General features: G+C 69.4%; 13 protein-coding genes. 12 read left to right on the top strand and 1 reads right to left on the bottom strand.

Translation table 11 applies throughout. From position 1 onward, the window contains the following. Window positions 1-8 precede the first annotated feature (8 nt). The 7 genes from ACGFY9_RS15300 (at window position 9) to ACGFY9_RS15270 (ending at window position 7222) form a co-directional block, all read left to right on the top strand. The gene (locus tag ACGFY9_RS15300) at window positions 9-893 is read left to right on the top strand and encodes an ABC transporter permease (RefSeq protein WP_393754274.1); all 885 of its coding nucleotides are present in this window, start codon (window positions 9-11) and stop codon (window positions 891-893) included. Window positions 894-1023: 130 nt separating this feature from the next. After that, window positions 1024-2133: an ABC transporter substrate-binding protein gene (locus ACGFY9_RS15295; protein WP_393754272.1), complete on the top strand. Its 1110-nt coding sequence runs from the start codon at window positions 1024-1026 to the stop codon at window positions 2131-2133. A gap of 40 nt (window positions 2134-2173) precedes the next feature. Continuing rightward, complete coding sequence (locus tag ACGFY9_RS15290; RefSeq protein WP_393754270.1) at window positions 2174-3235, top strand: LLM class flavin-dependent oxidoreductase; 1062 nt, start codon at window positions 2174-2176, stop codon at window positions 3233-3235. After that, the gene (locus tag ACGFY9_RS15285; protein WP_393754269.1) at window positions 3235-3894 is read left to right on the top strand and encodes a cysteine hydrolase family protein; all 660 of its coding nucleotides are present in this window, start codon (window positions 3235-3237) and stop codon (window positions 3892-3894) included. The genes ACGFY9_RS15290 and ACGFY9_RS15285 overlap by 1 nt, the downstream gene beginning before the upstream one ends. Then, a complete protein-coding gene (locus ACGFY9_RS15280) occupies window positions 3891-5225 on the top strand; it encodes an NtaA/DmoA family FMN-dependent monooxygenase (protein WP_393754267.1) in 1335 nt (444 codons plus the stop codon). The genes ACGFY9_RS15285 and ACGFY9_RS15280 overlap by 4 nt, the downstream gene beginning before the upstream one ends. A gap of 40 nt (window positions 5226-5265) precedes the next feature. After that, on the top strand, window positions 5266-6654 hold the full coding sequence (locus ACGFY9_RS15275) for an MFS transporter (protein WP_393754265.1): 1389 nt from the start codon (window positions 5266-5268) through the stop codon (window positions 6652-6654). Window positions 6655-6703: 49 nt separating this feature from the next. Then, window positions 6704-7222 (top strand): flavin reductase family protein, encoded by a 519-nt coding sequence (locus ACGFY9_RS15270; RefSeq protein WP_393754263.1) that lies wholly within the window; start codon window positions 6704-6706, stop codon window positions 7220-7222. Between the two features lie 6 nt (window positions 7223-7228). Here ACGFY9_RS15270 and ACGFY9_RS15265 read toward each other — a convergent pair whose 3' ends face one another. Then, window positions 7229-8119 (bottom strand): DUF2236 domain-containing protein, encoded by an 891-nt coding sequence (locus ACGFY9_RS15265; RefSeq protein WP_393754262.1) that lies wholly within the window; start codon window positions 8117-8119, stop codon window positions 7229-7231. Between the two features lie 273 nt (window positions 8120-8392). On the opposite strand from ACGFY9_RS15265, the gene ACGFY9_RS15260 reads away from it, so the two are divergent. The 5 genes from ACGFY9_RS15260 to ACGFY9_RS15240 all read left to right on the top strand — a co-directional run bounded on the left by ACGFY9_RS15260 (window position 8393) and on the right by ACGFY9_RS15240 (window position 14670). Next, on the top strand, window positions 8393-8890 hold the full coding sequence (locus ACGFY9_RS15260; protein ID WP_393754260.1) for a methyltransferase family protein: 498 nt from the start codon (window positions 8393-8395) through the stop codon (window positions 8888-8890). 381 nt (window positions 8891-9271) lie between these two features. Further along, on the top strand, window positions 9272-10861 hold the full coding sequence (locus tag ACGFY9_RS15255; protein ID WP_393754258.1) for an NAD(P)-binding domain-containing protein: 1590 nt from the start codon (window positions 9272-9274) through the stop codon (window positions 10859-10861). 5 nt (window positions 10862-10866) lie between these two features. Beyond that, a complete protein-coding gene (locus tag ACGFY9_RS15250; RefSeq protein WP_393754256.1) occupies window positions 10867-12000 on the top strand; it encodes an alpha-hydroxy acid oxidase in 1134 nt (377 codons plus the stop codon). Further along, entirely contained in the window at window positions 11997-13379 is a 1383-nt protein-coding gene (locus ACGFY9_RS15245; RefSeq protein ID WP_393754254.1) for a cytochrome P450, read from the top strand. Before ACGFY9_RS15250 ends, ACGFY9_RS15245 begins: the two co-directional genes overlap by 4 nt. Window positions 13380-13392: 13 nt before the next feature. Further along, window positions 13393-14670: a cation:proton antiporter gene (locus ACGFY9_RS15240; RefSeq protein ID WP_393754252.1), complete on the top strand. Its 1278-nt coding sequence runs from the start codon at window positions 13393-13395 to the stop codon at window positions 14668-14670. Window positions 14671-14849 lie beyond the last annotated feature (179 nt).

The raw sequence follows: 14849 nt of genomic DNA, 5'->3' as shown, positions 1-14849 counted from the left end.
GTGGGGGCGTGAAGGACGTGACCGTTGCCGACGAACGCACCACGGAAGCCCCGGCGGGCGGGACGACCGCCACGGCAGGGAAGCGACCGACTGTTGAACCGTCCCGCTTCAGTCTGAAGCACCCGAGGTCGCGGATCGCGTGGGTCCGGCCGGCCGTGTGGCTGCCGCTTGTCGTGATGCTGGTGCTGCTTGGCGGGCTCTGGCACTGGGGGGCTGAACAACTTCCTTATCTGCTACCGCCGTTGTCCGATGTCGGCAGTTCGCTGTCCGGTGAGCTCGGCTACTACGTCCACAACGCGCTTGTGACCCTTGGCGAGGCTACGGCCGGGCTGGGGATGGGGTTCGTCGGGGCGTTCGTCCTCGCGGTGCTGACCAGTGAACTGCCGTTGGTGCGGCGGGCGGTGATGCCGATCGCTGTCGTCCTCAATGTCACCCCGCTGGTTGCCATTGCGCCGGCCCTCGTCGTGGCTTTCGGGTTCGGGCCGATGCCCAAGCTGATCATCACCGGGCTGATCTGTTTCTTTCCGATTCTCATCAACACGGCTACGGGGTTGCGGTCTGTGCCGCAGCAGGTGTTGCAGGTGTATCGGACGATGGATGCGAGCCGGGTCGAGTTGTTGTGGCATGTGCGTGTGCCCAACGCGTTGCCGTATCTCTTTGCCGCGCTGCGTATTGTCTTTCCGCTGTCGATCATCGGGGCGGTGGTGGCGGAGATGTCGGCGTCCGGGTCCACCGGGGGGCTCGGTACCGCGATCAGTGTGGCCTCCTCCATGAATCAACTCCCCGTTGTTTACGCCTCGATCCTCGTGCTTGCGGTGATGGGCGTGTTGTTGTTGCTCGCGGTCACTGTCGTTGAGCGGCGCGTGCTGCATTGGCACGACAGTACGGATTGAGCCTGACAGCACCGTGGTTGTCTGCGGGCCGGTGGGGGCTGGTCGCGCAGTTCCCCGCGCCCCTAAAGGGGCGCCTCCTGGGCCCTCGTTCATCAATTCACCGGCTCTTCAGCCAGTTTGGAGTCCACCCATGCCTCGTTATCGCCTCACCAGATCTACCCTCGTCGCCGCCGTTTTGGTGCTCGGAGTCGCCGGATGTGGTTCCGGGTCGGACGACAGCACCTCTGCGGGCTCGGCCGGGTCCGCGATTTCCGCGAAGCGGTGTGCGGAGAACAAGGCCGCCGGGAAGATCACGTATCTCTCCGGGTACCAGTTCCAGTCCTCGGTCTCGATCCTCGAATACATCGCCGCCGCCAAGTTGGGGTATTTCAAGGACCTCTGCCTGACCGTCGGCCTCAAGCCCGGTACCGGGGACACCGCGCAGAACACCAAGTTGCTTGCCAGTGGACAGGCGACCGTGTCCGCGATTTCCGAGCAGGATCTGATCCAGGCGCAGGCCAACGGGATCGACATCAAGGGGATTTCCTCGTACTCGAATGCCGGGCTCGACATTCTGATGACCAACAAGGACATCACCGATCTGACCCAGCTGGACGGGAAGGTCGTCGGGCACAAGGGGTATGTCCCCGCCGCTGTCGAGGCGATGCTGGTCAAGGCCGGTGTGAAGTGGGACTCCCTCAAGCTGGTCAAGGAGGGGTACGACCCCTCTGTGCTGCCGCGCAAGCAGGGCGGTCTTGAGGCGCTCACCGGGTTCGTCTCCAACGAGCCGAATCAGTTGAAGGCGGCCGGCAAGGACGTCACCGTGTGGAAGCCGGTCGACTACAAGATTCCGAGTTCGATCGGGGCGATGGCGGTCAACCCGGCGTTCGCCAAGGCGCATCCGCATGCCGTCGAGGACGTGTTGCGGGCCGCGCTGCACGCGTACGAGTACTGCTCCGCCAGCGAGGCGCACATCAGCGAATGCGTCGGGTACGCGGCCAAGTTGGCCGGGCCGACTTACGACAAGAAGCTGAACGCGACGATCTGGAAGACCGAGACGCAGGTCGTCAAGGAGAACCCGACGCCCGGACAGCCGCTCGGCGGTGTCGACCCCGACAACGTCACCCAACTCGTCGCCATGCTGCACCAGTTCAAGATCGTGCCGAGCAGCGTGACCGCCGCCAAGGCCACGGGTTGGTTCGACACGTCCTTCGTCAAGGACATCTACAGCGGCGACAAGCTCGTCTGGCCCGCGCCGTAAGAACGCAAGAGACCCGCAGAGCCGTAGAAAGGTCCGTGACGTGCCCGCGAAAGAGTATGGAATCTTCCTTCCCATCGGGAACGGCGGCTGGATGCTGTCCACCACCGCGCCGCATCCCGAGGCGACCTATGCGTACAACAAGCGTGCCGCCGTGCACGCGGAGAGCATCGGGCTCGACTTCGTGATGTCGATGGCCAAGTGGCGTGGTTTCGGCGGGAGTACGGACCACTGGGGCCGTTCGCTGGAGTCGATGACGATGATGGCGGCGCTTGCCGAGGCGACCAGCCGGGTCAAGATCTGGGCGACCCTGCACGCCAATATTCACAACCCGGCCGTCGCGGCGAAGATGCTCACCACGCTCCAGGACATCTCCGGCGGGCGGGCCGGGATGAATATCGTGAACGGGTCGTACGCGGGGGAGTTTGAGCAATTCGGGGACTGGGACCCGGAGTTGAGTCATGAAGACCGTTATCGGATGACGGAGTTGTGGACGGAGGCGGTCACCCGGCTGTGGACCGAGGACTCCGTCACGCTGCGCACGCCGTACTTCGACCTCGTCGACTGCGAGTCCCGGCCGCATCCGGCGACCCGGCCGACCGTCATCAGCGCGGGGCGGTCCGAGGACGCGCGGCGGTTTCAAGCGCGGTATGCCGACGGTGCCTTTCTCGCCGCCGACAGTCTCGACGACATGCGGTCGCTCTCGGCCGACGTGCATGCGCGGGCGAAGGCCAACGGCCGTGTCTGCAAGACGTATTCGATGCTCACCGTCGTCCAGGACGACACCGACGAGCTGGCCGTCAAGAAGGTGAAGGAGTGGGGCGTCGGCGTCGACCGTGAGGCGCTCGCCCATATGCGGCACACCTGGGGCGTCCCCGCGGACCAGGCCCGCGCGTGGGCCGACGGCGCCAACGGGGAGGCGGCCTTCCAGACGCCGTACGTCGCCGGCAGTGCCCGGACGGTTACCGAGCACATCGAGTACATCGTGCGGGAGGCCGACCTCGACGGACTCATGCTGATCTTCCCGGAGTACGACGAGGACATGCTGCTGTTCGGCGAGACCGTGCTGCCCGAGCTGCGTTCCCGCGACGAGGTGGCGGCCTGATGTCCGACCTGCGGGACAGACAACTCGCCCAGCTCGCCGGGCCGTTCAGCAGGCCGGCGCTCGTCGTCGTGGATGTGCAACGCGACTTCGCCGACCCGGAGCGGCTCGGGGCGTACGGTCTGACGGGCGCGGCGCTGGCGGCCCTCGACCGGACCGTCACCCGTATCGCCGAACTCGTCGACACCGCCCGCGCCGCCGAAGTGCCGGTCGTCTGGGTCGAGTTGGGCAGCGACCCGGCGCGACCGTGGCGGTCCAGCAACTGGCTGCGCGAGGGCGACTACGACGCGCCCATGAGCCCGGACGAGCCGTGCCGGGTCGGGACGCCCGGCGCCGAGTGGTACCAAATGCAGCCGGAGGAGGGGGAGTTGCGGGTCGTCAAGCGCGGTTACAGCGGCTTCCTGGGCACCGATCTCGACGCGCGGCTGCGCGCCGCCGGCCGCGACTGGCTCACCGTCGTCGGCCTGACGAGCGAGTGCTGCGTGTACGCGACCGCCCAGGACGCCGTCCAACTCGACTGGCCCGTCGTCGTACCGCAGGACACGACGACCGCCTACGACCACCACGTCAACGCCGCCGCCCTGTTCCAACTGGGCCTGAACGTGGCCGTGTTGAGCGACGCCGACGAAGTGGCCGAGCTGTGGAAGAAGGCCGCGCGATGACCGGAATGCACATCGGCTACGACCTCTCCTTCACCCACACCGAGGGCGCCTGGGCGCGCCAAGGGTCCTGGATCGGGCGGGACTTCCCCGACGTCCGGATGTTCATGGAGCTGGCGCAGACCGCCGAACGCGCGGGCGTCGGGCTGCTGTTCTTCGGCGACGGCAGCGGCATCCCCAGCACCTGGCGGGGCAGCATCGCACCGGCCGTGGAGTGGGGCATCCAGTGGCCGCGCCACGACATGGCGCCGGTGATCGCAGCGATGTCCACGGTCACGGAGAAGGTCGGCTTCGGGCTGACGTACTCCTCGACGTTCATGCATCCCTTCTACGTGGCACGGCTGTTGAACTCGCTCGACCATGTGACCGGCGGCCGGATCGCCTTCAACGTGGTCGCCTCCACACGCGGCGCCGACGCGGCCAACTACGGGTTCGCCGAGCTGATGGACCACGACCTGCGCTACGAGCGCATGGAGGAATTCGTCGACGTCTGCCGGGCATTGTGGGACTCCGTCGCGCCGGACGCCATCGTCCGCGACCGGAGCACGGGCCGGTTCGCGGACCCCGAGAAGGTCCACCCCATCGACCACGAGGGACGCTTCTTCACCGTCAAGGGCCCGCTCGCGTCCGTCCCCGGCCCGCAGCACCACCCGCTCATCGTCCAGGCTGGCAACTCCCCGCGAGGCATTGCCGCTTCGGCCCGCTTCGCCGACCTCGTCTTCGGCTTCGGCGGCAACCTCGCCGGCCAGCAGCGGCACCGCAAACTGCTGGACGAGGCCCTCCTCGCCGAGGGGCGGGACCCGGAACACGTCGGCATCCTCTGGGCGACCCAGGTGATCGTCGGCCGCACGAAGGCCGAGGCGTCGGCACGCTGCGAGGCGGTGCACGAGTTCTGGAACGAGGAAGCCGTCGCCACCTACCTCTCGCACAACGCCGGCTACGACTTCTCGACGCTGCCGGCCTCCTTCCAACTGGGTGAACTGCGCGACGAGTTGGCGGCGGCCAACGCGAGTCCCGCGGGGATCGTCGGCTCGCTCGTCGCGGAGTTCGGCGCGGACCGCACCATGAGCCGTAGCGAGTTCTTCGCGCACGGACGGGGGCGGGCGACGGGCCTGGACCACAGCGTCGTCGGCGACCCGGCCTCCGTGGCCGACGCGTTGGAGGATACCTTCGCCGCGACCGGATCGCGCGGAGGCTTCATGTTCTCCAGCCCGCTCGCCATGCCCTCCGGTTTCGCCGGGATCAGCGAACTGCTGCTGCCCGAACTGCGCCGCCGCGGTGCGCTCGCGCCGCCGTACCAGGGGCCGACTCTCCGCGAGAACCTGGCAGTTTGAGATGCCCGCGGTGACTGCGGGTGGGGACGGGGGTGCGGGCGTGCGGCGCGAATGGTTCGCGCTCGGCAGCCTGTGCACGGGGTTCTTCATGCTGCTGCTGGACAGCACGATCACGTCGGTCGCGCTGCCGTCCCTGATCAGCGGGCTGCACGCCGACGAGACCGCCGCGATGTGGGTCAACAGCGGTTATCTCATCGCCTATGCGGTGCCGTTGGTCGTCGCGGGGCGGCTGGGGGACCGGTACGGCCATCGGCGCGTCCACCTTGTCGGGCTTGCGGCCTTCACGCTCGGCTCGCTGCTGTGCGCAACTGCCGTCTCCATCACGGCACTTGTCGCATGGCGGGTGGCGCAGGGCATCGGGGCCGCGCTGATGACACCGCAGTGCCTGACGCTCATCAAGGCGCTGTTCCGGCCGCCACGGCTCGCCGTAGCGCTCGGGGTGTGGGGTGCGGTCGGTGGAGCGGCGGTGGCTGTCGGGCCGTTGCTCGGCGGGTTCCTTGTCGCCGCCGGGGGCTGGCCCGCGGTGTTCTGGGTCAACGTTCCGGTCGGTGTCGGCGCGTTGGTGGCCGTGGCCGTGTTCGTACCGGTCCTGCCGCGACAGGAGGCGCGCATCCCGGTGTGGGCGATCTGCGCGAACGCGAGCGGAGTCGGTGCGCTGGTCATCGGCATCCAGGGCACGGACGCGGCGAGTGGTGAAGTGCTGGGCGTGCCACGGTGGTTGCTCGTGGTCGTCGGTGTGCTGGTGGTCGCGGGTGTGGTGTGGTTCCAGCGCCGGGACGGTCGACGTGCCCTGGTGCCGGTCGAGTTGTTGCGCAGTCGGGGGTTCGTCGTCGCGGCCTGGGCCGGTGCCGCCGCTGCCTTCTGTTCCGGGTCGGCGATGATCCCGCTGATGCTGTACCTCCAGCGGGAGCGCGGGCTCGATGCCGGCGCGGCTGCCCTCACCCTCGTACCGATGGGCGTGGTCTGCCTGTTGGGGGCGCCGGTGTCGGCCCGGCTCAACAACGGGATCGGGTCCCGCGCGGTCGCCGTCATCGGCTCCGGCGCCCTGGTCCTGTCCATCGGGACATCGGCGGTGCTCGTCGCGACGGACGCCCCGGTCTCCGCCCTGACCGCCACCTTCGCGGTGTACGGGGTCGCCAACTCCTTTGTCTGGTCGCCTCTTTCGATCGCGGCGGTGACCTCGGTGGGCCCGGACGAGGTCGGGGCGGCGTCCGGAACCTTCAACGCCATGAAGCAACTTGGCGCGGTGCTGGGCAGCGCGGTGTGCGCGGTCCTGCTGGCCGGGCACGGCTACGCCATGACGCTCGGCGGGCTCGCGGCGGTCGGAGTGCTCTGCCTCCTGGCGTGCGCTCTCCTCCGAACCGAGCCTCCCGGCAACGCACCCCTCACGGTGTCCGCCGCGCCACAACTACCCACAGGAGTCGCGTGATGAAGCCTGACGAGACGTCATGAGGCCCGATGCTGACGGGGATTGCACGATGGCGGCAATGGAAGGTCTGGAGAATCTGGACGGCATCACCTCGGACCCCGGGGAGATCACGAGGGCGTTCTCCGGGTTCCCCTCAGGCGTCGCGGCGCTCTCCGCACGCGTCCACGGCGAACCGACCGTCATGATCGTCTCGTCGTTCGCGGTCGGCGTCTCCCACAACCCGCCCATGGTCTCCTTCGCGGCCCAACACACCTCGACGACCTGGCCGTTGCTGGCCCGCGCGCTGGCCATCGGAATCTCCGTCCTGGGCGAGGGGCACAGCGACAAGGCCCGCCAGCTCGGCTCCCGCAGCAAGGCGGCCCGGTTCGCCGACCTGCGCACGGTGGAGGCGGAATCCGGCGCGATCTTCCTCGACGGCGCACCGGTGTGGCTGGAGTGCACGGTCGAGCACAGTTACCCGGCCGGCGACCACGACATCATCGTGCTGCGGGTGCTGGCGATGAGGTCCGACGACGAGCGGAGTCCGTTGGTGTGGCATCGACGGACCTTGAAAATGCTGGGTAGTTGAGGCGCTTCACTCTGAGGAGGGGCTTGTGGCGGACGGCCCGCGCCGGGTCCGCCGGAGCCGCTCGGGAAGCGGCCTGCGGTAGTCGGGCAGCAGGCGCTGGGCGAGGAACGCGGACTTCAGGAAGGCGCGGACGGCACGCTCGCGGCGAGGGGAGAGCCAGCCGATCCGGTGGAGCCGGCAGACTCGCTCGCCGGCGAGATACCGGGTCAGGTCCCTGCCGAACGCCCGTAAGGGGGCGGGGAACCAGTACTCGGCGAAGAACTCCATCATCGCCGTCGCCACCCGGTGGCCGGACTCCGTCTCCTCGTACGGCCGGGATTCAAACTTCAGGGCGAACTCGGTCATCGCGTCCCAGTCCTCGGGGAAGGCCTCGTCGGCCAGCGGGCCGGACTCGCGCTCCAGGAGGCGGAAGAGGGCCTGCGCCCAGCGATGCCAGGCGGTCTTCATGCCCTCGCTGGTACCGGGCAGGCCCAGCGAGGTCTGCAGCCGGTCGGCGGACGTGGCCAGCAGGACCAGCGGATAGACGAAGTCGTCGACGTCGTCGAAGTTGCCGGGCAGGTGCGGTGTCGCGCGGGCGATGGCCAGGTGGATGCGGTTGAGCCGTTCGGCGGCCTTGCGGCCCGCGGTGCTGGAGAGCCCGTCCACCATCCAGGCCATCAGGAACTCGTTGCCGTCCTCGAAACGCCGCCGGGGCCGGGTCTCCAGCTTCTTGGTGTGGGCGAGGGTGGCGGATCCGAAGCCCGGCTGCATCATGCGCATGGTGCCCGGATAGACCATCATCGCCAGCGCGAACTCGGGGACGCGGTGGCCGACGTAGAGCGAGATCATGCGCTCCCAGTCGGTGTCCGGGTCCATCCGGGCCAGTTCGCGGTCGACCCACTTGTAGCCTCGGCGCACCGTCGGTTCCCCCTTGCGGACTTTCAGAAGGGGGACGCTGCGGCAGGGCTGTCCGATGCCACGATCCGCCGTGATCTGAGTCACTTCAACCGTGCGTCATGGATCTCCACCCGAGGGTGGAGCCGCCGAATCAGCCCGTGGGTGGTGGTGATCGACGCAGGCCGGGGCGCAGCCTTGTGCCATGGGCTCACTACAGTCCGCACTCGTCGCTCTCACCGGCATCTGTGTCGCGATCTTCGTCGTGGCCCGGATCGCGGGCGCCGTCACTTCGGCGTGAAGGGCGAGACCGGGGCGCGCGGCTGGGCGCGAGACCTGCGCCGTACCCTGCCGCAGCGGGCTGTGCTGATCGCGGGCTGCTGCGCGTTCTCCCTACTGGTCAACCACACCCCGGACTCCTTCTGGCATCACCTCCAGTACTGGCAGCCCGAACTCGCGATCCTGGGCGCCCTGTTCGCCGTCGCCTCCACCGGGCTCCTGCTGTGGGCCCGTTGGGTGCGGGGCGTCATGTGGGCCAGCATCCCGCTGGTCCACGAACGCCACGAGCTGCGCACCGACGGCCCGTACCGAATAGTGCGGCACCCCATCTACACCGGGCTCTTGGGCATGGTCCTCGGCGGAATGCTGGCCTACCGCACCCGCGTTCCGGCACTCGTCCCGTGGACCCGGCCCGCTCCGGCCGGACCCCGGGCCGTCGGCAGTCGCCAGGGGTGGTCCGGGGTCGGCCGTGTGGTTGTCACCGGCGTCAATCTCCGCCCCAGGAGCGGAAGTTGACGGGGTCACCTGTCGGATTGCTGTCATCCTGGTGCCGCTGTTGCCCATGTCCACAGCTCGTCACTAACGTGCTCATGGAGATTTCAAAGGGAAATCTGATGGAGGGTCTGCAATGCCCCTGCCAGAACGCCCGGCCACGTTGTCCTCGGCCCGCACGGCGACCGCTCCCGAATCGCTCTGTCCGCCGACGAGGCGCGACCATTCCGGCTGACCGCTGACGCGCACGTGGCCCAGGCACCCTGACTCACGAACGACACCTCGCAGGAACAGCGCCCGGCCACGACGCGTCGTCACGCGACGGCGGCCGTCCTTCCTCACCCCCACCTGTCACCCCCCACCCTCCTCCAGGCATGTCCCCGCCCGGAGCAGAAGGAGAGTTCCGTGAACTCCACGCACAGCGAGCGTCTGGATTACCTCGTGGTCGGTGCCGGTCCCGCCGGGCTCCAGCTCGGGCAGCTACTCCAGGCAGCCGGGCACGAATACCGGATCCTGGAGAGCGGTCACGCCCCCGGCACGTTCTTCGGCACCTTCCCCCGCCACCGCAAGCTGATCTCCATCAACAAGGTGTACAACGGCACCGACGATCCCGAACTGAACCTCCGGATGGACTGGAACTCCCTGCTGTCCCCGGACCCGCACCTGCTCTTCAGCCGTTACAGCAAGCGCTATTTCCCGCACGCCGACGACCTGGTGCGCTATCTCGCCGATTTCGCCGAGACGTTCAAGCTGGACATCGCCTACGACACCCGGGCGGAGCGGATCCGGCGCGACGAGGACGGCTTCACCGTCACCGATCAGCACGGTCACGAACACCGTGCGCGTCGGCTGATCGTGGCCACCGGACTGACCCGGCCCAACACCCCCGGCATCCCCGGCATCGAGACGGCCGAGGACTACTCCGTAGTCTCTGTGGACCCCGAGGACTTCACCGACCGGCGCGTCCTGATCATCGGCAAGGGCAACTCCGCCCTGGAGACCGCTGACAACCTTGTCGAGACGGCCGCGGTCATCCATGTCGCCGGCCCGCACTCCATCCGCATGGCCTGGAACAGCCACTACGTCGGCCATCTCCGCGCGGTCAACAACAACTTCCTCGACACCTACCAACTCAAGTCCCAGAACGCCCTGTTGGACGGAGACGTGCTGTCCGTCGAGAAGGACCCCGACGGCATGTACCGCGTCCGCTTCAGCTTCTCCCGGGCCGACGAGGTCGTGAAGGAACTGCGCTACGACCGGGTGATCGCCTGCACCGGATTCCGCTTCGACGCCTCGGTGTTCGACCCGGCGTGCAGCCCCACCCTGGTCATCGACGACCGGTTCGCCGCCCTCTCCCCGGCTTACGAGTCGGTGAACGTGCCCGGCCTCTACTTCGCCGGAACGCTCATGCAGCAGCGCGACTTCAAGAAGTCCACCGGCGGCTTCATCCACGGCTTCCGGTACGCCGTACGCGCCCTGAGCCGCATCCTCGACGAACGCCATCACGAACAGCCCTGGCCGCACCGGCAGTTGGAGAGCGACCCGGCCGCGCTGGCGGACGCCGTGGTGGCCCGGGTCAACCGCAGTTCGGCACTGTGGCAGCAGTTCGGCGTCATCGGGGACCTGATCGTCACACCACCCGGCGAACCGGCCGGGTACCACGAGGAGGTGCCGGTCGCGTACGCCCACGAACGCCAACTCCCCGACAACGGCGACTACTTCACCGTCACCCTGGAGTACGGCCCCGACCACGACAAGGTCGACCCCTTCGACATCACCGTGCGCCGCACCGCCCAGAACTCGGTCGACGACGCCTTCGACGCGGCGTACCTCCACCCGGTGATCCGCCACCACGGCGGCGGTGAACTCCTCGGCACGCATCACATGGCCGAGAACCTGGAGAACCACTGGGACGACCCGGAGGTCCACCACGCCCCGCTGGCCGCGTTCTTCGCCCGCGAGCTGGACCGTCGGCCGACTCCGGCGGGGCGGTGAGCGGCGTGCAGTACACCGTCCGCGACTTCGAGACCGCGGCGCGCGCCGAACTGGACCCCGTGTACGCCGACTTCATCGCCGGCGGGGCACGTGACGAGATCACCGTACGGGCCAACGAGGCGGCGTTCGGGCGGCTGCAGCTGCTGCCCCGGGTGCTGCGGGGAAGTGCAGAACGGGAGTTGGGCATCAGCCTGCTCGGCAGCCGGGCCAGCCTGCCGGTTCTGATCTCCCCGACCGCCTTCCACAAACTGGTCGACCCTGAAGGGGAGTTGGCGACCGCTCGGGCCGCGGCTGCCGCCGGCGCGATCATGATCGTGGCCATGGCCTCCACGGTGGCGGTGGGCGAGATCGCCGACGCGGCCCGCGCGGCCGGCGACGACGTATCCCTGTGGTTTCAGCTCTACATCCAGCCCGACCTGGACATCACCGAGACGCTGGTGCGGCGGGCCACCGACGCGGGGTGCACCGCGCTCGTGGTCACCGTGGACTCCCCGGTGCTGGGCGCGGGCGAACGCAACCGGCGCAACGGCTTCCACGACCTGCCGCCGGGCCTGCGCTGCGAGAACCTGGTGGACCTGCGCGACGGCGAGCGCGGCCACGTACGCCAGATCGCCATGTCCCCGGAGCTGAACTGGGAGCACGTCGACTGGCTGCGCGGCATCACTTCCCTGCCCATCCTGCTCAAGGGTGTCCTGCACCCCGAGGACGCCCGGCTCGCGGTCCGGCACGGCGTCGACGGGCTGTTGCTGTCCAACCACGGCGGACGCCAACTCGACACCGTCCCCGCCACGTTGGAGCTGTTGCCCGAGATCCTCGCCGCCGTCGAGGGCCGCATCCCCGTCGTGCTCGACGGAGGCGTACGGCGCGGCACCGACGCGGTCAAGGCGCTGGCACTCGGTGCGTCCGCCGTGGGCATCGGCCGGCCCGTGATGTGGGCGCTCGCCGAGGGCGGCGAGAAAGGCGTACGGCGTCTCCTCGAACTGCTGAGGGACGAACTCGACGACACCCTGGCCCTGTGCGGGGCCTCCGGACTCGCCGACCTGACTCCCGATCTGGTCCGGGTGCCCGCGTGGGGGCCCGTCCCCGGTCCCGCCGTGACGCCGGGGGCGGACCGACGATTCGGCGGGGTGGTCGCGTGAGCCCCACCGGCTGGCTCGTCCTGGGTCTGGCCGTGATCCTGGTGGCCGGTCTGCCGTACTGGCTGCCCAGGGCCGTGATCGCGCTGCGGGTGCGGATCTTCGCCTGGGTGGGCGGCGAGGAAGGGGTCCGGGCTCCGGGCAAGGAGGTGCCCGCCGAGGAGTTCAAGAGGGTGTACGGGCATCCGGCGGCCAACGGCCGCAGCCGGGGCGCCGCACTCTCCGACCTGTTCTGGTACTGGCTCTCGCCGGGCCCGGAGGTGCACCAGGAGCACCTGGAGCCAGGACCGCGCTACGACGACGTGGCCCGGACCACCCGGCAGATCCTGGCCGGGCTGTCCAGGGAGCAGTGGACGGAGTTGGTCGGCCGCTGCACCCGCCGGGTGCTCGACGAACTCGACGGCCACGCGCGCGTGCACCGGGTCAGACTGCGCGACCTGATGATGCCCGTCTGGGCCGAGGTCTACTACGAAGTGGTCTTCCGCGCCCCCTGCCCGCGCCACGTCCGGGACCTGATCACCGGCAACGCGGACGACGTGGTCAGCGCCCTGAAGTGCACCGGTCTGCGCCACATGGACCGCCGGGCCCGGCTCACCGCCCTTCTGCGGGACCGGCTCGCGCACGACCCGCCGCCCGTGCCGCTACCGGCCACGCTCACCCCGCGGGAGCAGGCGTACTACCTCCAGGGCACGTTCTTCAACACCGCGGTCGTGCAGATGTCGGAGGCGATGGCCCATCTGCTGCTGGCCCTCGCCACCCACCGGCCGGTCCAGGACCGTCTGGCGTCCGGAGAGGAGGACCCGGACCTCCTGGACCGGGTGATCAACGAGACGCTGCAGCACTTCCCGCTCTTCGGAGTGGCCCACCGGATCACCTCGGGGGAGATCCCCCGGGACGGGCGCGACCCCATCCCGGCCGGTTCGGTCCTGCTGTTCAACTACCCCGAGTACCAGGGGTCCGGAGGCGACCCGTTCGACCCGGACCGGTGGCTGGACCCGGACACCAGGCCCTCGGCCTTCATCCCGTTCGGGGTGACCGCCAACCGTCCCTGCCCGGCACGCGGTTTCGCCGTCCTCACCATGCGGGTCGCGGCGGAGGAGGTCCTGCGCCGCTTCCGGCTCGACTCCTCGGTGGAACACACCCGTTCGCTGCCCAGCCGCGGTCCCTGCCTGCTGATCCCGCGCACCGGGGCCGCGGTCCGCAGCCGGACCCGGCTCGCGGTGATGCGTCTCGCCGACAGCTGGGAGGGCGTCTGGCGCAGCCTCGTCCAACTCGTCCTCGGCAGCTACATGGTGTGGGACGCCCGGCGCCAGGGACTGTGCCGGAACTATTTCGCCGCCTCGTCCGGCGGCTCCGCCACCTCCGTCCCAGCCGGCCGTTGAGAGGACCGAGACCGTGACTCCCGTGGAGCTCGCTCCCGTCTTCTTCCTGGCCGTCGTCGTGATTCTGCTGACCTGCCGGCTGGTCGTCCTGCTGGCGGGCCGCTTCGGGCAGCCGCCCGTGGTCGGCGAGATGATCGCCGGGGTACTGCTCGGCCCCTCCCTGTTCGGGCTGGTCGCCCCGGGGGCCTCCGCCCACGTCTTCCCGCCCGAGCTGAAGCCGGTGCTGTACGTGGCCGGCCAGATCGGTCTGGTGGCCCTGATGTTCGGTGCCGGTTACGAGTTCCGGGCGCACGCGGGACGCGGCCTGGCCGGCACCGCCGTCGCCGTCTCCTCGGCCGGGGTGGGGATCCCGCTGGTGCTGGGCGTGGGACTGACCCTCGTGGCCCACGGCCATGTCGGCATCTTCGTCGACGGGGTCTCGGTCTGGGTGACGGCGGCGTTCGTCGGCGTCGCGCTGGCGATCACCGCCTTCCCGATGCTGGCCCGGATCATCACCGAACGCGGGCTGGCCGGATCGCGGTTCGGCTCACTCGCCCTGGCCTCCGGGGCAACGGACGACGCCGTCGCCTGGATCATGCTGGCGGGCGTGCTGAGCGTGGCCTCGGGCAAGGTGAGGCCCATCCTGGAGGCCGTCGGCGGCACCGTGCTGTTCGTCGCCGTACTGCTCCTGCTGGGGCGCCGCCTGCTGGCCTGGATCGTGAACCGCCCGGGCCTCGGCGACGACACCCGCCTCCTCTTCACGGTCGCCCTGCTGTTCTGCGCGGCCTGGTTCACCGACATCAGCGGCCTGTACTCCGTGTTCGGGGCGTTCTGCGTGGGGATGACCATGCCACGCGGCGAGGCGTCCGAACGGCTGGTGCGGACCACCCAGTCCGTGACCCAGGTGGTGTTCGTGCCGATGTTCTTCACCTACTCCGGACTGAACACCCGCTTCGACGTCTTCTCCGACCCGCCCGTGCTGCTGTTCGGGGCGGCCGCGGTCGTCGTGGCGGTGGCCGGAAAGTTCGGCGGCTGCTGGGCCGCCGCCCGGCTGCGCGGCGAGCCCGGCCCGGTGGCCGTCCGGGTCGGCGCACTGATGAACGCCCGTGGCCTCATGCAGCTGATCGCGCTCAACATCGGGCTGACGGCCGGCATCGTCAGCGAGGAACTGTTCACCGCGCTCGTCCTCGTCGCCCTGGTCACCACGGTCATGACGGTTCCGGTGCTGAACCTGCTGGACCGCCGCGACGCCAGGTCCCGGGCGGCGGAGGAGGCACCCGAGGGCGAGGAGGTGGCGGCGGCGTCGAGCTGAGCGGGCGCCCGCGGGGTGACGGACGGCGTGGCGCATCGCGTACGTGTTCGGCGCCGAGAGCGTCACGACGCGCGCGGCGCCGAAGTGTTGAACGACCGCGCGGCGCCGAGGAGTTCGATGATCGCGCGGCCCCGAAGGGGCGCCGGCCGACCGGCCGTCGCCCCGGCCGGGCAGGTCGC

The organism is Streptomyces sp. NPDC048504 (genome assembly GCF_043200035.1).
Classification (GTDB): Bacteria; Actinomycetota; Actinomycetes; order Streptomycetales; family Streptomycetaceae; genus Streptomyces.
The sequence above is the reverse complement of the archived record's forward strand: the minus strand, read 5'-3'. Positions and strand labels throughout refer to the sequence as shown.

What these genes read in the sequence shown, in the direction of transcription:
- ACGFY9_RS15295 (WP_393754272.1), top strand. Translation starts at nt 1,024, where the DNA reads ATGCCTCGTTATCGCCTCACCAGATCTACCCTCGTCGCCGCCGTTTTG.
- ACGFY9_RS15285 (WP_393754269.1), top strand. Translation starts at nt 3,235, where the DNA reads ATGTCCGACCTGCGGGACAGACAACTCGCCCAGCTCGCCGGGCCGTTC.
- ACGFY9_RS15280 (WP_393754267.1), top strand. Translation starts at nt 3,891, where the DNA reads ATGACCGGAATGCACATCGGCTACGACCTCTCCTTCACCCACACCGAG.
- ACGFY9_RS15270 (WP_393754263.1), top strand. Translation starts at nt 6,704, where the DNA reads ATGGCGGCAATGGAAGGTCTGGAGAATCTGGACGGCATCACCTCGGAC.